This is a genomic window from Pseudomonas putida, from assembly GCA_041879295.1.
GTDB classification, from domain to species: domain Bacteria; phylum Pseudomonadota; class Gammaproteobacteria; order Pseudomonadales; family Pseudomonadaceae; genus Aquipseudomonas; species Aquipseudomonas putida_Y.
Map to the genome: position 1 here is coordinate 4,068,355 of CP047152.1, position 16,349 is coordinate 4,084,703.

Annotated in this window: 14 protein-coding genes and 4 tRNA genes; 6 read left to right on the plus strand and 12 right to left on the minus strand. The window is 63.0% G+C overall.

The window, feature by feature from the left end:
* Nucleotides 1-3: 3 nt before the first annotated feature.
* The 5 genes from GST84_18640 to GST84_18660 are packed head-to-tail and all read right to left on the minus strand — an operon-like array spanning nucleotide 4 to nucleotide 3,850.
* A complete protein-coding gene (locus GST84_18640; protein ID XGB14241.1) occupies nucleotides 4-834 on the minus strand; it encodes a DUF2797 domain-containing protein in 831 nt (276 codons plus the stop codon).
* Nucleotides 831-1,091, minus strand: coding sequence for a DUF1315 family protein (locus tag GST84_18645; protein XGB14242.1), 261 nt, complete (start codon nucleotides 1,089-1,091; stop codon nucleotides 831-833). Before GST84_18645 ends, GST84_18640 begins: the two co-directional genes overlap by 4 nt.
* 13 nt (nucleotides 1,092-1,104) lie before the next feature.
* The gene (locus GST84_18650; GenBank protein XGB14243.1) at nucleotides 1,105-1,992 is read right to left on the minus strand and encodes a rhomboid family intramembrane serine protease; all 888 of its coding nucleotides are present in this window, start codon (nucleotides 1,990-1,992) and stop codon (nucleotides 1,105-1,107) included.
* Nucleotides 1,989-2,960, minus strand: coding sequence for a serine/threonine protein phosphatase (locus GST84_18655; GenBank protein ID XGB14244.1), 972 nt, complete (start codon nucleotides 2,958-2,960; stop codon nucleotides 1,989-1,991). The genes GST84_18650 and GST84_18655 overlap by 4 nt, the downstream gene beginning before the upstream one ends.
* Nucleotides 2,960-3,850 carry an NAD(+) kinase gene (locus GST84_18660; protein ID XGB14245.1) on the minus strand — a complete coding sequence of 297 codons (891 nt, stop codon included), beginning with the start codon at nucleotides 3,848-3,850 and terminating at the stop codon, nucleotides 2,960-2,962. Before GST84_18660 ends, GST84_18655 begins: the two co-directional genes overlap by 1 nt.
* On the opposite strand from GST84_18660, the gene GST84_18665 reads away from it, so the two are divergent.
* Together GST84_18665 and GST84_18670 are read left to right on the plus strand one after the other, a co-directional pair.
* Entirely contained in the window at nucleotides 3,849-4,871 is a 1,023-nt protein-coding gene (locus GST84_18665; protein XGB14246.1) for a DUF1853 family protein, read from the plus strand. The genes GST84_18660 and GST84_18665 overlap by 2 nt on opposite strands.
* A gap of 280 nt (nucleotides 4,872-5,151) precedes the next feature.
* Nucleotides 5,152-5,697 carry a cytochrome B gene (locus GST84_18670; protein ID XGB14247.1) on the plus strand — a complete coding sequence of 182 codons (546 nt, stop codon included), beginning with the start codon at nucleotides 5,152-5,154 and terminating at the stop codon, nucleotides 5,695-5,697.
* Here GST84_18670 and GST84_18675 read toward each other — a convergent pair.
* Nucleotides 5,688-6,581: a pyridoxal-phosphate dependent enzyme gene (locus GST84_18675; protein XGB14248.1), complete on the minus strand. Its 894-nt coding sequence runs from the start codon at nucleotides 6,579-6,581 to the stop codon at nucleotides 5,688-5,690. The genes GST84_18670 and GST84_18675 overlap by 10 nt on opposite strands.
* Nucleotides 6,582-6,735: 154 nt before the next feature.
* A complete protein-coding gene (locus GST84_18680) occupies nucleotides 6,736-8,772 on the minus strand; it encodes an FAD-dependent oxidoreductase (protein ID XGB14249.1) in 2,037 nt (678 codons plus the stop codon).
* Nucleotides 8,773-9,097: 325 nt separating this feature from the next.
* Here GST84_18680 and GST84_18685 point away from each other — a divergent pair, with 325 nt between their 5' ends.
* The 4 genes from GST84_18685 (at nucleotide 9,098) to GST84_18700 (ending at nucleotide 14,352) form a co-directional block, all read left to right on the plus strand.
* Complete coding sequence (locus GST84_18685; protein ID XGB14250.1) at nucleotides 9,098-10,330, plus strand: TULIP family P47-like protein; 1,233 nt, start codon at nucleotides 9,098-9,100, stop codon at nucleotides 10,328-10,330.
* A gap of 25 nt (nucleotides 10,331-10,355) precedes the next feature.
* Nucleotides 10,356-11,999, plus strand: a complete 1,644-nt coding sequence (locus GST84_18690) for a TULIP family P47-like protein (protein ID XGB14251.1) — start codon at nucleotides 10,356-10,358, stop codon at nucleotides 11,997-11,999.
* A 189-nt stretch (nucleotides 12,000-12,188) separates the two neighbouring features.
* Nucleotides 12,189-13,307 carry a carbon-nitrogen hydrolase family protein gene (locus GST84_18695; protein ID XGB15805.1) on the plus strand — a complete coding sequence of 373 codons (1,119 nt, stop codon included), beginning with the start codon at nucleotides 12,189-12,191 and terminating at the stop codon, nucleotides 13,305-13,307.
* Between the two features lie 4 nt (nucleotides 13,308-13,311).
* The gene (locus GST84_18700) at nucleotides 13,312-14,352 is read left to right on the plus strand and encodes a helix-turn-helix domain-containing protein (GenBank protein XGB14252.1); all 1,041 of its coding nucleotides are present in this window, start codon (nucleotides 13,312-13,314) and stop codon (nucleotides 14,350-14,352) included.
* 290 nt (nucleotides 14,353-14,642) lie between these two features.
* On the opposite strand, the gene GST84_18705 is transcribed toward GST84_18700, so the two are convergent.
* The 5 genes from GST84_18705 to GST84_18725 form a co-directional block, all read right to left on the minus strand.
* Entirely contained in the window at nucleotides 14,643-15,449 is an 807-nt protein-coding gene (locus GST84_18705; protein XGB14253.1) for a DUF2242 domain-containing protein, read from the minus strand.
* Nucleotides 15,450-15,646: 197 nt separating this feature from the next.
* Nucleotides 15,647-15,723, minus strand: a tRNA-Asp gene (locus GST84_18710).
* A 142-nt stretch (nucleotides 15,724-15,865) separates the two neighbouring features.
* Nucleotides 15,866-15,942: transfer RNA gene (locus tag GST84_18715), tRNA-Asp, on the minus strand.
* Nucleotides 15,943-16,041: 99 nt separating this feature from the next.
* Nucleotides 16,042-16,118: transfer RNA gene (locus tag GST84_18720), tRNA-Asp, on the minus strand.
* A gap of 65 nt (nucleotides 16,119-16,183) precedes the next feature.
* Nucleotides 16,184-16,259: transfer RNA gene (locus GST84_18725), tRNA-Val, on the minus strand.
* Between the last annotated feature and the right edge of the window lie 90 nt (nucleotides 16,260-16,349).

A 16,349-nucleotide genomic window follows, 5' to 3' on the forward strand; every position in this document is an offset into this window, starting at 1 on the left:
TTTTTACTGGAGCACGGCCAACTGGTAGGCCGTGTACTTGCGAATATTGATCACACCGGTGTCGAAGATCAGGTACTGGCCCTTGATGCCCAGCAGCGTGCCCTCGGCCACCGGGTCCTTGTCGAGGTTGAAGCTGACAATCTTCTTGGGGTATGCCTCGACCGGGTAGTTCATCTGCACCACTTCGGCGTCCGGCAGCGGCTGGATAGCCTGCAGGCCGAAACGCCCCTGCAACTCGCGCAGGCCGTCGGCGCAGGCTTCGAAGACCTGCTCCCGGATGGCCGGCAGGTCGAGCACCTCGGCATCGCCCTTGAGCAGCGCACGCCAGTTGGTACGGTCCGGCACCTGGCTGCGCAGCACGTCTTCGACCAGGCCCGATTGCTGCCGGGTGGCCACGCGCATGATCGGCAACGCCTGGCTGGCACCCTGGTCGAGCCAGCGGGTGGGCAGCTGGGTGGCACGGGTAATGCCGACCTTGATCCCCGACGAATTGGCCAGGTACACGATGTGGTCGGTCATGCAGAACTGTTCCCCCCACGACGGCTCCCGGCAGGTGCCGGCGTCGTAGTGGCATTTTTCCGGGGCCATGATGCACACATCGCACTGGGCCAGCTTGGTCATGCACGGGTAGCAGTAACCCTGGCTGAAGCTGGTCTTGGTGCGCTTGCCGCAATGGCTGCAATGAATGGCGCCGAGGTATTCCAGGCGCAGGCGCTGGCCGATCATCGGGTTGACCGGCACCTGCATGTCATCCAGGCGGAAGCTGTACTGCACCACCGGTGCCTGCAGGCTGACGCCCATTTTGCTCAACGAGCCACGAGCGAGTTCGATCAATGTACCGAGTCCGACTTGAACAGAATGTTGGCGATGGGCGCGGACTTCGACGCGCATTCCTGTGGGCCCATGTAGCCGGTGCGCTGGTCCTCGGGCAGGTTCTTCATCTCCCAGGCGATGACCGCCTGCAGCGACAGTTCTTTCTGCTCGGCCGTGAGCTTGCGGCCATCCGACCATTTGCCGATTTCCACCGCCAGTTTCAGGCTCTGGTAGATTTCCGGGGTGATGTTTTCAATCATTTGCGCGAAAGTGGACATAGTGTCTCCTGATTCAAGCCGACAGTTTACGCCGGGCCAGCGCCCCACCCAAGAGCCCGGTCAGGCATCCGATGAGCAGCCCGCCGACGTGGGCGGCATTGGCGATCTGGCCAAGGCCGAGGGTGCCGACCACGCCGGTCAGGCACACCACCAGCCAGATCAGCATCATCACCAGCACGCCCTTGGGCAGGTTGAAGTAACGGTCGGGCGCCAGCCACTGGTACAGCCAGATATGCCCGAGCAGGCCGTACAGCACGCCGGACAGGCCGCCAAACAGGCTCGGCCCGCTGGTGTAGTGCTGGGCCAGGTTGGAGACCAGGCTGAACAGCAGGGTCAGGCCCAGCAACGCCCACGGGCCCTGGCGCAGTTCGATGCGTTTGCCCAGTTCCCAGTACCACAGGCTGTTCATGGCCAGGTGCAGCACGCCGAAGTGCAGCAGCATGGGCGACACCAGTCGCCACCACTGGCCTTGGTCGAGGGTTTGCGCCAGCGAGGTGAAGTACAGGTAGTCGCCCTGGACACGGAAGTCGAGGAAGGTGAACCAGCTGATGGTGGTGAAGTTGTCACCAAGCCCCGTAAGGCCGGCGACGATGAAGCACAGCAGCAAAGTGAGGGTGGTGATTTTGCAGGCCTTGGCCTGGGCCGCCAGGGAAGGCTGTGTGGGGGCATTCGCGGGTGAACCCGCCCCTACAAGGTCGGCGCTGGCCGGCAGGTCGGCGTTGCCGTCCGGGTAGCGCTGGTAGAGCTGCAGCACATCTTCGGCCAGGGTGTCGGGAGCCCAGAGGACCTGGGCATCGCCCTCCTCGCTTACCCGGTGCGGCACCTGCAGGCGCTGCAACAGGTGGACGAAGCCGCTGAGGTCGACCGACAGCGGCAGGCGCATCACTTCGATAATGTTCATTGGTTGGCCTGTGGGCGGTCGACGTCGACCCAGACGAACTTGTGTGGGTCGATACGGGTTTCATCATCCAGCCGGTAGGCGACCAGCTTGCCGTAGAGCACGGCGCTGTAGTCCAGGCAGGCCAGGTTGGCGCGGATCGGTGCCGGGCGGCCGCTGCGCCAGTAATGCCCGACGAACAGCATCGGCTGGTCTTCGTCATAACGCAACAAGGCGTTCTTCTGGCTGTGGCTGAGCGGGGTGCTGGCCACGTCTTCGGGCAAGGCATCGGGCTGGAACACGATGTCACCGTAGGTTTTCGGGTCTTCTTCCCAGAACTTGGTGCGGAAGAACGCGCGGGTCAGGCCGTCGCCGCCGGTCAGCGTCAGCCCGTCCGGCAGGCGCATGTCGGTACCGCGCAACAGGCGGTTGCACACGGTGTCGGCAAAACTGCCACTCACGGCCGAGGCCTGGATGAAGTGTTCATCGATGCGTCCGTCGGGGTATTGCTGGCGCAGCGGCTCGATCAGCCGCGGGTCCCAGCAGGCGTGCACCAGACGGAAACGGCCGGCGTCAACGAACAGCGGCAGCTGGTAGAACCAGTTGACGAAATCGTGCCAGTCGCCAGGGTGCTGGGCAAACTGGGTCAGGGTTTCGTCAATCAGCCGGGCATGCCGCGGCGTGTGTTCGCGTACATAGGCCTTGCCGCTGCCTGGCAGCGCCGGGGTGACCCAGCCCAGGGCGTTGTATTCGTGGTTGCCCATGATGCAGAACGCCTGGCCGGCTTCGACCATGTCGTGGACGATGTACAGTGCCTCACGAATGCGTGGCCCGCGGTCGACGATATCGCCAAGGAACAGCACCTGACGTCGCGGGTGGCGCCACACGCCGGCCACGCGCTTGTATCCGAGGGCGTCGAGCAGGCGTTCAAGGGTCAGCGCACAGCCGTGCACGTCGCCGATGATGTCAAAACTTCGCGCCGGATCGAGCATCAGTCGTCACTGCTCCCCAGGCGGCTGCCCCAACCCAGCTTGGTGCGGCAGACCTCGTAGTAATTGTGGTCCAGCGGGTGGATCAAACGCAGTTTCTGCGGCTTCTTGCTGACCGTGATGGTGTCGCCGGGGGCACAGGTGAAGTGGTTCTGGCCGTCACAGGACACCTGTGGGTAGATCTGCAGGTCCTTGGACACCACGATCTTCAGCTCGCTGTTGCCGTCGACCACGATCGGCCGGCCCGACAAGGTGTGCGGGTACATCGGCACGATGACGATGGCATCGAGCTTGGGGTGCATGATCGGGCCACCGGCCGACAGCGCATAGGCAGTGGAGCCGGTGGGGGTGGCGACGATCAGGCCATCGGCCTTCTGGCTGCAGACGAACTGGCCATCGATGTAGATCTCGAACTCGATCATGCGCGTGGACTTGCCCGGGTGCAGCACCACGTCGTTCAGCGCATCGCCCTGGCCGATGGCCTCGTGGTGGCGGCGCACCTCGGCCTGCAGCAGGAAGCGGTTTTCCACCAGGTAGTGGCCGTCGAGCACTTCGGCGACCTTCTGTTCCAGCTCGTCGGGGCGGATGTCGGTGAGAAAACCCAGGTTGCCACGGTTGATACCCAGCACCGGAATGTTGTGCCGGGCCAGCGCGCGGGCTGCGCCCAGCAGGCTGCCGTCGCCGCCGACCACGATGACCAGGTCGCAGACCTCGCCCAGCAGCTTGCGGGTGGATGTTTGCAAACCATGGCCGGGCAGCACTTCGGCAATGGTGTCCTCGAGGATCACGTGCAGGTGGCGATCGAGGAGGAATTTTTTAAGTCGGCGAATGGTGTCGAGCACCTGCGAGCTGCCAAGGCGACCGATGATACCGATATTGCGAAATTGCTCCATGGGGCTCCTGCGAGGCTCTGCGGCGGGTGACGATGCGCCGATTATGGGCGAAACCACCGGGCAGCGGCAAACCGGCTATGCTCGCAGGATGACGCCATTCGCCCAGCTCCACGACCTGCCCCGACAATTGCAGCACTCCACCGTGCGTGACCTGGCATGGGCCCTGTTGTCGCCGCCCCTGCTCAGCGCCCCGCCCTGCCCCCAGCGACACCCGCTGGCGGGCAGCCTGTGGGCGCAGCAGCCGCAACGCCTTGAACAGTGGTTGCGGGCCCTGGATGCCGATGACCGACCGTTGCGCGAGTGGCTGGCGCAATTGGGCAGCCGGCGCCTGGGACATTACTACGAACGCCTGTGGCAATTTGCCCTGAGCCAGGCGCCAGGCATCGAACTGCTGGCCGCCAACCTGGCGATTCGCGACGGCGGGCGCACCTTGGGCGAGCTCGACGTGGTGCTGCGCGACCGCGACGGCGTGCACCACCTGGAACTGGCGATCAAGCTGTACCTGGGCCCGGAAGACGCCGGGCACGACCCGCATGCCTGGCTGGGGCCTGGTTGCCATGATCGGCTGGGGACCAAGCTTGCACACCTGGCGGGGCACCAGTTGCCCATGTCCAAGGGGGCGCAGAGCCGCGAGATGCTGGCCAAGCTGGGGATTGAGCAGGTACAGGCACATGTGTGGCTGGGCGGCTATCTTTTCTACCCGTGGCCGGGCCATGCCAAGCCACCCACCGGCGCCAACCCGCAGCATTTGCACGGGCGCTGGGTGCGACGGCAGGACTGGGTGCTGGCTGAAGGTGAACGGTGGCAGCCGCTGCAACGGCATGCCTGGCTGGCACCTGCGCGGTTCGAGGCAGGCGAATGCTGGCTGGCGGAGCAGTTTGCAGCCTGGTTGCATATGCTGGAGCAGCAGGCACCGGCGCAGTTGCTGGTGCGACTGGAGCAGGAGCCCGATGGCGCCTGGCAGGAGGTGGAGCGGGTGTTTCTGGTGGCTGATGACTGGCCGTATCTGCCCGGTAACTGATGTCGCCTGGTCCGGCCCCTTCGCGGGCACGCCCGCTCCCACAGGCACTGCACAGTCTTTGAAGCCTGTGCAGTGCCTGGACTGCCCCCCAAGGGGTGGATTGGTGTCCAACTTCTTGGGGGCAGTCCATACCTGTGGGAGCGGGCGTGCCCGCGAAGGGGCCGGTGGCTGGCAACACAATTTTCACAGACCCAGCGCAAAGATTCGTTTCTGGTAACCATTACAATGGCACCTGAGCGCCAGCAAGAGCGCCTTCCCGACCTGATGACGAGGACCGATCATGGTTTCATCCAACCCCGCGACCCATTACGCGCGCCTGTCCATCGCCCTGCATTGGCTGATGCTGGTGCTGCTGGCTGCTGTCTATGCCCTTATCGAACTGCGTGGCCTGTTCCCCAAGGACAGCGCCGAACGCAACCTGATGAAGGACCTGCACTTCATGCTGGGGCTCAGCGTGTTCGTGCTGGTCTGGCTGCGCCTGGCCATGCGCCTGAGCCGCCCGACTCCGCCCATCGTGCCAAAACCGCCGGCCTGGCAGACCGGCCTTGGGCACCTGATGCACCTGGCGCTATACCTGATGATGATCGGTCTGCCGCTGGCCGGTTGGTTGATCCTCAGCGCCGCCGACAAACCGGTGCCATTCTTCGGCCTGGAGCTGCCACATCTGATCGGCCCGAACCCGGACCAGGCCAAGTTCATCAAAGGGTGGCATGAGCGTATTGGCAGCTGGGGCTACTGGCTGATCGGCCTGCATGCACTGGCCGGGCTTTACCACCACTATGTACAGCGCGACAACACGCTGTTGCGCATGCTGCCCTACAAGTAACCGCGTCGGCCCTGCAGGCCACCCGTGTGCACGAAGATCAGGCGGCTGCCGGGCTTGAACAGCCCGGCAGCAACCTGATCACGCAAGGCCAGCAGAGCCTTGCCGGTATAGAGGGCTTCGAGCGGCACGCCAGTGCGCCGCTCGCAGTCGGCGATGAAGGTCAGTAGCTCATCGTCGAATTTTCCGAAACCGCCACGGCAGGCGTCGTGTAGCTGGTAGCCGTGCGTGCCGGCCAGTGCTGCCACCGTCTCTGGCACCCCATGATCCCTGGGCACTGCCAGCGCACCATGTACGGCATGTGCACCCGCCTCGGCCAGTACAAGGCCGGCCAAGGTAGTCCCCGTTCCAGCAGCCAGCCACCAGGCGTCATGGTCTGACCAGCCCAATCCCGCGATCTGCGCGCGCGCCTGCTGCATGATCAGTGCGCAGCCCTGCGCACCGGCCAGCCCGCCGCCCCCTTCGGGGATGCAGTGCCAGCCTGGATAGCGTGCTTGCCAAGGTTCCCAGAAACCGGGTTCGTTGCGTGCACGGTAGCCGCCGTAGCCTAGCCAATGCAGTTCCATGCCCAGCGCCTGCAGGTCACGCACGGTTGGCGTGTCCTGGGCATGGCCGCGTAACAGGCCGACGGTGGCGAAGCCGAAACGCTTGCCGGCAGCGGCCAAGGCGTGCAGGTGGTTGGAATGGTTGCCGCCGAGGCTGATCAGGCCCGGGGCATTGCTGGCGCCGGCCTGTTGAAGGTGGTGGCGTAGTTTGAACCACTTGTTGCCGCTGATCAGCGGGTCGATCAGGTCCAGGCGCAGAATGGCGGCCTGGACCTGGGCTTGATTCAGCCAGGGTAAGTCCAGAAATTGCAGCGGGGCTTGGGGAAGGTCGAATACATGCATGGATCGCAGTCTACAGGGAAAGCCCGGAAGCGCTTGCAGGAGCGGGTTCGCTCGCGAACACCGACAAAGGCGGTGCCATCCACCGCGTCGCCTATTTCGCGGGCATGCCCGCTCCCACACGTGCAGGTGTCGGGTTCACGCAGTCCCAACGACCTCAGAGCTCAGCCGCCAACCGCGAGCCTTGGTTGATCGCTCGCTTGGCATCCAGCTCGGCCGCCACATCCGCGCCACCAATCAGGTGCACCGACTGCCCCGCCGCCTCCAGCCCTTCCTGCAGCTCGCGCAGCGGATCTTGCCCGGCACAGATCACCACATTGTCCACCGCCAGCACCTGCGCCTCGCCGCCGTCCACACGAATGTGCAGGCCGGCATCGTCGATAGCCAGATACTCGACGCTGTTGAGCATCTGCACCCCTTTGTTTTTCAACCCGGTGCGGTGAATCCAGCCGGTCGTCTTGCCGAGCCCGTCACCCACCTTGGATTTCTTGCGCTGCAGCAGGTACACCTGCCGTGCCGGGGCGTGCGGCTCGGCCTTGATCCCGGCCACACCACCTCGCGCCTGAAGCTGGGTGTCGATGCCCCACTCTTTCCAGAATGCCCCTCGGTCCTGACTGGTGGCCACGCCCTGATGCACCAGGTACTCGGACACATCGAAGCCGATACCTCCCGCGCCAATCACGGCCACCGACTTGCCCACCGGCTTGCGCTCGAGCAGCACGTCCAGGTAGCTGAGCACCTTGGCATGCTCCACGCCCGCAATCGCCGGGGTACGCGGGGCGATGCCGGTAGCCAGGATGATTTCATCAAAGCCGCCGCCCACCAGTGCCTGCACATCCACGCGGGTATTCAGGCGCAGGTCGACGCCCGTGCTTTTGACCTTGTTGCGGAAGTAACGCAGCGTTTCAAAGAATTCTTCCTTGCCCGGCACCCGCTTGGCGACGTTGAACTGGCCACCAATCTCACTGGCGGCGTCAAACAGGGTCACCGCGTGGCCCCGCTCGGCCGCCACGGTGGCCGCCGCCAGGCCAGCCGGGCCGGCGCCTACTACGGCAATGCGCTTCACCGCACGTACAGGCAGGTAGTTGAGTTCGGTCTCGTGGCAGGCACGCGGGTTGACCAGGCAACTGGTCAGTTTGCCGCCGAAGGTGTGGTCCAGGCAGGCCTGGTTGCAGCCGATGCAGGTGTTGATTTCATCCGCGCGACCGGCAGCGGCCTTGTTGACGAAGTCTGGGTCGGCGAGAAACGGTCGGGCCATCGAGACCATGTCCGCATCGCCCTCGGCCAGCACCGCCTCGGCCACTTCCGGGGTGTTGATGCGGTTGGTGGTGATCAGCGGAATGCTCACCACGCCCCGCAACTTGGCGGTGACTTTGCTGAAGGCCGCACGCGGCACTTTGGTGGCGATGGTCGGAATACGCGCCTCGTGCCAACCGATTCCGGTGTTGATCAAGGTAGCGCCGGCCTGCTCGATGGCCTTGGCCAGCAGCTCGATTTCGTCCCAGGTGCTGCCACCCTCGACCAGGTCGAGCATCGACAGGCGGAAGATGATGATGAAGTTCGGCCCTACCGCGCCACGCACCCGGCTGACGATTTCCACTGCCAGGCGCATGCGGTTTTCATAACTGCCGCCCCAGCGGTCGGTGCGGTGGTTGGTGTGGGCGGCCAGGAACTGGTTGATGAAGTAGCCTTCCGAACCCATGATCTCGACACCGTCGTAACCGGCACGCTGGGCCAGCACGGCACAATTGACGAAGTCGGCAATCTGCTTCTCGATACCCGCCTCGTCCAGCGCCTTGGGCTTGAACGGGTTGATCGGCGCCTGGATCGCGCTAGGAGCCACCTGTCGTGGGCTGTAGGCGTAGCGCCCGGCATGCAGGATCTGCAGGCAGATCTTGCCACCGGCAGCGTGCACCGCCTCGGTGACGATGCGGTGCTTGTCGGCCTCTTCCTCGGTGCTGAGCTTTGCCGCACCGGAATACACCCCGCCTTCATCATTGGGCGCAATGCCGCCAGTGACCATCAGGCCAACGCCACCGCGCGCGCGCTCGGCAAAGTATGCAGCCATGCGCTCGAAGCCGCCGGGGCGCTCTTCGAGGCCGGTGTGCATCGAGCCCATCAGGGTGCGGTTGCGCAAGGTGGTAAAGCCCAGGTCCAGCGGGGCAAGCAGGTGCGGGTAGCGGTCGGCGGCCATGGAAAGGTCCCCTGATGGCGTGATCACGAAATGCGGGCACCTCACTGGGTGGCGGGCCCCGTCGTTTGTCTGCCTGCGACATTAAACAGCCGTTTGAATTGCCTCAATGATCAAAAATGACAAGTTAATGATCATTATGAACAGCAAAGTCAGCACCTGTCGGGAAGGCTCCAGATCTTCAGCGCTATAAGGTTCGCCTGGCTTGATCGCCAAACAGTCTCCCCGCGCATTTGCCAGACAACGCGGCTCTGCCAGACTCTTCAAGCACGTTTGATCATCCACCCATGGAACGCGGCGCCTATCAGTGCGCCCGGAGGGTTCGCTCATGCTGACAAAAGGATGGGACACCATCAGCATCGTTCGCCAGGACAGCGTGAACAGTGACCTGGCAGCCAGCTGGAACAGCCTCGACCACGAATTTTCCTATACCTCGGATGAAGGCTACGCCTGCCACGGGGTGTTCGACTGCTGGTCGGTCGTCAACGGTGGCGGCGGTCGCTTGCTGCGCCTGCGCATGCCTATACGCTCAGGCTTTTTCGAGGCCAGTGGCACCAGCCGCTCGCTGGCCGGCGCGGTTGCCATCATCGAGGTCACCCTGTCGCTGTTGCCACAAGGCGACGGCCAGATGCAGTTGAAGTCGGCCTTCCTGCGCAAGGCCGGAGCCACTCAACCCCTGCAGGACAACGAAGGTGGCTGGCTACGCGGCATCACCCTGCAAGACCCCGACGGCTCGCTAGGCCCTTTCGCCACCGTGGTGCTGGACTGTATCTGCAACTACCTGGTCGAGCATCCCCTACAGTTCACCCACACCTTCGCGACCATCAACTTCAGCAAAGCCACCGCCCCGGAATGGGCCAGACCACGCAAATGCACCTATGCCTACCTCGATTCGGGCTTCCTGGCGATCATGGCCGTATGTACCGAGCGCGACATCAGTGAGCTGCCACTGGATATCGATGTGTCAGGCATCAGCCAGGGTGGGCAGTCGAGCTACGTGCTGTCTCCACGCCTGGTACTGGAGCACCTGGTACTGCCCGGGCTGCTTCAGCTTTACCAGGGCGCCACGGCGCAGGACTATCGTGTCGACAATACGCAAATGGTCAACATACCGACCTTGCGTATGAAGGCCATCAAATCAGGGGCGATCTGGTACACCCCCGTTGTCTTCGCCGGCTGCAACCCTGCACGAATGCTCGGTGACTTCATCACCGTCGACTATCAGGGCGACTGCGACCTGCACGCAGGCATCGACATGAAGTGGAACGGCTGGCTGAGGATGAAGCTGGTGCTCGATGGCAACACCATCACCTTCGTCAAGCAGTCGTCCGACTTCAGAAAGGAAGTGCATATTCCCTGGTACCTGGCCTGGCTCTCGCCCATCGTCAGCCTGATCACCCACATCGTCACTGCTGTGATCTCCGATGACCTGATCAGCGCCATCGCCGCGCGTGGCGGCTCGGTCAAGGCCGACACCATCGATTGCGTGTCCTGGAGCAACGACACGCATACCGCTTCGTCGAGCTACCTCGCCGAGGCCCTTGTCATCAACTACGTGTGACCCCACCAACACAAGGAGCCGTATCATGAGCAATGAAAGCAAGGTCATGCTGGCCGGGTTTGCCCAGCCCATCTCGCTACGCCTCGATCACCTCAATGAAACCGCGCGCCAGACCCTGCGCGAATCGCCGCTGTACCGCAACGCGGCGCTTGTACACAGTTCCGAAGACACCTTGCGCGCCGCGCAGCTACTGACCAATGCCGGAACGCTGGCCAGTACGGTCACGACCAATGGCTGGGATACCGTGAGCATCTGCCGGGTCTCTGCGCTCAACCAGCGCATCGCCCTGGAAAAAACCTACCCCGCCAACATCGACGCAGGGGTCGACAGCTTCTCGCTCAAGGCAGACTTCGACGCCTGGTCGATTACCACCGGCGGCGACGGACGCAACGTCAAGGTACGCATCCCCTTCGGCTCAGGGACATACAAAGGCCTCAACGGCAAAACCTACCAGGTCCAGGGGATGTCTGCGGATGTCTACGTCAAGCTCAGCTACTTCCCGGCGCCCAATCCAATATCGGCTTCAGACGGCACGTATGAACTGCAAGTCAACACCCAGGCAACGGACCCGGATGACCCGATCGCTGCGGTGATTGCCCTGAGGGACCCGAACAACGTCTTGAGCGGCATTGACCAGAGCGTGATGCGCGGCGTACTCGAAGACTGGCTGAACCAGCCCGAGAACCTGAAGAAGTTCGACACCCTGTTCAGTACCGTACTGATCAACAACATGGGCAAGGAAAGCGAGGAATTCAAATGGCTGCGGGCCACCTCCATGAGCTATGCCTATACCGACAAGAACAGTGAGGAAAGCAGCATCTTCGGGGTGCTGGCCATGACCAACGAGCGTGACTCCACGGGGTTGCCGAACCAGTTGCCTGCCGTGATGCTGGCTGCGGACAACAATGCCAACTTCCTCATCAGCCGGGAGATCTTCGTCAAGTACCAGTTGCTGGCGGCATTGCCGTTCATCTTCGAGGGTACCACCGAGGCCAACTTCACCCTGGATGCGGCGGGCACATCCATCACTGCCAACGACCTGAAGCTCGACAGCGTCAAGTTTGGGGCCATCACCTATCATCCCGTGGCCGAAAAGTTCGATATCAACTTCGACGAGTCCTATATCCGTACCGAATGCAAGGTACGCACCGACATCTCACCTGGTATCGTGGCCTATACCCGCATCGTCACCAAGCAGACGCTACAACTGGGCGTCAACGACAAGGGCGAACAGGTGATGGTATATGCCATGGTCGGAGACCCGGATGTCCAAAACACGACAGACATCGCCACCTGGGTGGTCGTCACCGAAGCCATCCTAGGCGCGATTGCCGCCGTGGCCACTGCGGTGGCTGGTGGTGTGGGCGGCAAGGTGATGGCGTTGATCGTCGGCATCATCGCAGCGTTGGTGGTGGCCATTGTCAGCATCGTCATCCACGTGATCATCGAGCGCGTGGTGGCGGGTGGGGTAACCAACAACATTCCGTCCATAGCGCCCATGGTCAAAGTGGCGGCGAACCAGGTCAAATGGCCCTTCAGTGAACCGGATGCCTTTGTCCTGACCGACATCACCTACTCCGGTGCGCTGATATTCGGCGGCTCGCTCAAGTTGCTCGAGAAGTTCTGCATCCAGGACAAACGCCTCGCCCTCGCGACGCTGGCCGCCTGACCTTGCCTACACAACCCCGGGCCTCAATGCCCGGGGTTCGTTGCACGCCCATCGCCATTCCTTTGGTATGATCAAAAGTCGATTGTGCATGGTTCAATGCAGTGCGCTACTCAAACCGATCAAAAGGCGCGAGATTGCGGCTTCATCGCTCCGCATGGCCACTCCACTTTTAGCGAATACCCACGCTTGATGCGAAAACTCCTGGCAAGCGCCCTGGCGCTGGTGATGATCGCCGCCGTCTGCGGCTACGGTTTCTGGACCCAACAGCGCCCGGAAGGCCACTACCTGTCCGACCTGCGCATCGAACTGGCGCTTAACCATGGCGTACCGGGCGAGCACGGCAACTTGCTCGGTGTCGAACCGCTGCTGTTCCCAGGCGACTATCAGAACTTGCAACGCTTGCACCGCAAGCTCGCCGCTTATCTGGAGCAAGCCCGTGCCCAGGGGCTTGTGGGGCCGCGCACCGTGGTGGTGCTGCCGGAGCATATCGGTACCTGGCTGTGGGCGCGCGGTGAGAAGAACGAGCTGTACCAGGTCAGCCACAGCCGCGAGGCCCTGCAATGGCTGGAACTGAGCAACCCGCTTCGCTACGGCCTCGCGGTTCTTGGCGCTGAGGGCGACGACTGGCGTGCCGATGCGCACTTGCGCATGAAGGCCGAGCAAATGGCCACAGACTACCAGCAACTGTTTGGCGGCCTGGCAAAGGAATTTGGCGTCACCCTGGTGGCCGGCTCGATCGTGCTGCCCGAACCCTATGTGAAACAGGGCGTGCTGCATGCCGGCCGTGGCCCACTGTTCAACAGCAGTGTGGTGTTTGCCGGCGATGGCTCGCTGCTGGGCGAGCCGCAGCGTCAGCAATATCCCGACAGTGAAATGCGCCGCTACGTCCACGGCGGCCGCCAGCACTCGCTGCAGGTCGTGCAGACCCCGGCCGGGCGCCTGGGGGTGCTGGTAGGCAGCGACAGCTGGTACCCGGACAACCACCGACAACTGACTGAACAAGCCGTACAACTGGTCGCCAACCCGGCGTTTCTCAGTGGCAAGGGCAGCTGGCAAGCACCCTGGCGGGGAAATCGCCACCAGGATGCCAGCGCCGGGCTGGCCTTGCAGCGCGGCGAAGTCAGTGAACAGGCGGCCTGGCAACGCCTGACCGAAGTGGCCGGAGCCGGCATCAGCAGCATGAGCGTGTTCATGCGCGGGCAGTTCTGGGAACAGGGCAGCGATGGCCAGGGCTTTGCTCACCAGTCGGGAGCGTTGCTCGCCGCCCCACCCAGCCCGGGTGCTCGCCTGCTGAATGTGTGGCTGTAAGCCCATGGCCCGCCCCCGCGTGCGCCTGGGCGAGCTGTCGGTTGGTTTTGTCCAGCCTTTGAGCGAAGCCCTGCGCGAACTGGGCCACGACCCTGAACCTTTGCTGCGCCGCTACGGCCTGGATGCTACACGCCTGAGCGAGGCCGGCGCACGCCTGTCCATCCCCCGCTACATGCACCTGGGCCACGCCGCTATCGAAATGAGCGGTGAGGCCGCTTTAGGTCTGCGCATAGGGCGCCTGAGCCGGTTGGCACATACAGGTCTGGCCGGGGTCACTGCGGCCCAGGCCCCCACTCTCGGCGAGGCCGCGCGCACCCTGCTGCGTTTCGAGCCGCTTTACGCGGCCAACTACCGTGGCCATTCCAGCTTTCAGGAAGATGACCAGGGCGCCTGGCTGCGTTTCTACTCCATCAGCCCATATAACGACTACAACCGCTTTGTGGTCGACTCACTGCTGGCCGGGTGGCTGGCCCAATTGGCCGACCTTGCCGGCACCCCGGTGCAGGCCGAACGCCTGGACATCGAGTTTGCCGCGCCCTCCTATGCCGCGCGCTATCAACCACTCTGCAGCACACCTGTGCAGTTCGCCGCGGACGGCAATCAGCTGCGCCTGAGCCGCGCCACCTTGCAACTGGCCAACCCCGGGCATTGCCCGAGTACCTGGCAGCACCTGTTGCAGCTGTGCGAAGCAGAGTTGCTGCAGCGCACGCGGGTGCGCAGCCTGGGTGAGCGCATTACTCACCTGCTGGGCCCGCTGCTCAATGGCGGCCGTGAACCGGACCTGGAGGAAGTGGCGCTGCACTTGCAGCTGCCAAGCTGGACCTTGCGCCGCAAGCTCGCCGAGGAAGGCACGCGCTTTCGCGACCTGCTCAACGAAACCCGGCGCGACCTGGCCGAGACCTACATCCGTGACACGGCGCTGGCCTTTGGCGAGATTGCCTATCTGTTGGGGTTTGCTTCGGCCGAGGCCTTCCAGCGCGCATTCAAGCGCTGGACGGGCCTCACGCCGGGGGAGTTCCGCCGCAGCCAGCGGCAGCCGGGCTAGAGTTCGGTGGCGTCGTCGGCCGGTTCCGGGGTGTCCAGTTCGTAAGCCTGGGTTTCGAGTAGTTCTTCCTGGTATTCATCCATTGCCCTGCGTCCTCTTTGCTCATTATGCCTTTGTAGGTATCGCCTTCAGCCTAAGCAGGTGGGATGAAGGGATGATGACAAGCTTATGAGAGGTAAACGTAGCAGGTGTTCAGGAGGTTATCGCGGGGCGTCTGTAACAGAGAATGTTTACAGCCTGAACCGGCCCTTTCGCGGGCTGCCGGCAAAAGGGCCGGTTCAGGCGACCAATCAAAGGGAGGGGGCTGCGACCTCCGCCGACTGGGCATCCTGCTGCACCTGAATCGGCGCAGCCTCCACCGGTGGAGCCACCGGTTGTGAACCCTGGCTGTCATCCACCACCGGAGCCACCACTGCCTCAGTGGTCGGGGCAACGGCCGCTGGCGCAGTCTCAGCCACAGGCGCAGGAGCCGGCGCCACCGGGTTCGCCGCAGCCTGCTCCGGCAGCCCCAGGTCCACCGCCGGCTTTTCCACCTTGGGCGCCTCGACCTTGGCCTTTTCGACCTTCTTCGGCTTGGGCAGGTAACTCTCCACCAAGGCAAAATAGCGGTCATAGAACTGCGCCGCGGTCACCGTCTCGCTAGCTACCTTGACCATCGAGTCGTCACTGGAGCCGATCGGCATCGACACCGAACCCAGCACTCCCACGCCCAGGCTGGCGGAGGTGTTGGACTTTTTCAGCGCATAGCGGTCCTGCAGGGCGTTGGCGAACATGGTCGAGTGCTGGTCGTCGCTCACGTCCGGTGCACAGGTGACATTGAAGCTGATCTGCAGGTGGTTCTCGCTGTTTTGCTGAAAGCTCTTGTTACCTACCACCTGGTTGGCGCCGCTGCTGGTGATGATGTATCCCTGGCTGAGCAAAGCACGCCGGGCGGCCTCGCAAGAGCCGGCATCGCTCACCGGAAAGCTGCGCGAGAAGGTGCCCGAGTCATCGAAGTTCTCGTGCTCATAGACGGCCGCTTTTTTCGAGGAACAACCGGTCACGCCCGCCAGCACCAGGGCCAGCCCGAGCGCACCAAAGACGGAAGATCTGGTCATTGCGAATTCCGGGTATGTGAGGGAAGTGCCTATTGTGCAACACAGCAGGCAGGCACAGGAACCACTGGTCGGTGAAGAATCTGTAAGCTTGGTGTAGAACCGGGTAAAGGCCGGCATTTGCCAGCACCAACGAAAAAAGCGACCCGAAGGTCGCTTTAACGCTGCTTCAAGGCGTTCATGGGGCCTTGAAGCGAAGATGGCGCAGCGGACGGGACTCGAACCCGCGACCCCCGGCGTGACAGGCCGGTATTCTAACCGACTGAACTACCGCTGCGTATCATTCAGGCTTTCGCCCGATTGAAAACTGGGTCTACCCTTTCCGGCGCAATGGCCTCAGGGCAGGCACAAAAAAAGCGATAACGTGATCGCTTCTCTTGTGTTTGCTTCAAGGCGTTCTAGGGACCTTGAAACGAAGATGGCGCAGCGGACGGGACTCGAACCCGCGACCCCCGGCGTGACAGGCCGGTATTCTAACCGACTGAACTACCGCTGCGTATCGTTCAGGCTTGCGCCCGATTGAAACTGGGATCAGCCCAAGGCGTTTGCCTTGTGGCCTCAGACCGGTGCAAGGCACCCATCTGTTACTGAAAAATGGCGCAGCGGACGGGACTCGAACCCGCGACCCCCGGCGTGACAGGCCGGTATTCTAACCGACTGAACTACCGCTGCGCAGTGCGTTCCTCTCTGGCTATCGGCTTCTTGCGAATCCGATGTTCCAGGAACATCTCAGGAAGTGGTGGGTGATGACGGGATCGAACCGCCGACCCTCTGCTTGTAAGGCAGATGCTCTCCCGGCTGAGCTAATCACCCTCGCGATGTTGCTTGTTGCGTTTGCTTCGCTGAGGCCGCGAAATTTACGCAGGTGGCGAAGCTAAGTCAATAGCCCCATTGAATTTTTTT

Coding starts and splice junctions, on each gene's coding strand:
- GST84_18680 (XGB14249.1), bottom strand. CDS start 8,772: ATGGCCGCCGACCGCTACCCGCACCTGCTTGCCCCGCTGGACCTGGGC.
- GST84_18705 (XGB14253.1), bottom strand. CDS start 15,449: ATGACCAGATCTTCCGTCTTTGGTGCGCTCGGGCTGGCCCTGGTGCTG.
- GST84_18655 (XGB14244.1), bottom strand. CDS start 2,960: ATGCTCGATCCGGCGCGAAGTTTTGACATCATCGGCGACGTGCACGGC.
- GST84_18685 (XGB14250.1), top strand. CDS start 9,098: ATGCTGACAAAAGGATGGGACACCATCAGCATCGTTCGCCAGGACAGC.
- GST84_18660 (XGB14245.1), bottom strand. CDS start 3,850: ATGGAGCAATTTCGCAATATCGGTATCATCGGTCGCCTTGGCAGCTCG.
- GST84_18650 (XGB14243.1), bottom strand. CDS start 1,992: ATGAACATTATCGAAGTGATGCGCCTGCCGCTGTCGGTCGACCTCAGC.
- GST84_18665 (XGB14246.1), top strand. CDS start 3,849: ATGGGGCTCCTGCGAGGCTCTGCGGCGGGTGACGATGCGCCGATTATG.
- GST84_18670 (XGB14247.1), top strand. CDS start 5,152: ATGGTTTCATCCAACCCCGCGACCCATTACGCGCGCCTGTCCATCGCC.
- GST84_18645 (XGB14242.1), bottom strand. CDS start 1,091: ATGTCCACTTTCGCGCAAATGATTGAAAACATCACCCCGGAAATCTAC.
- GST84_18675 (XGB14248.1), bottom strand. CDS start 6,581: ATGCATGTATTCGACCTTCCCCAAGCCCCGCTGCAATTTCTGGACTTA.
- GST84_18695 (XGB15805.1), top strand. CDS start 12,189: ATGCGAAAACTCCTGGCAAGCGCCCTGGCGCTGGTGATGATCGCCGCC.
- GST84_18700 (XGB14252.1), top strand. CDS start 13,312: ATGGCCCGCCCCCGCGTGCGCCTGGGCGAGCTGTCGGTTGGTTTTGTC.
- GST84_18690 (XGB14251.1), top strand. CDS start 10,356: ATGAGCAATGAAAGCAAGGTCATGCTGGCCGGGTTTGCCCAGCCCATC.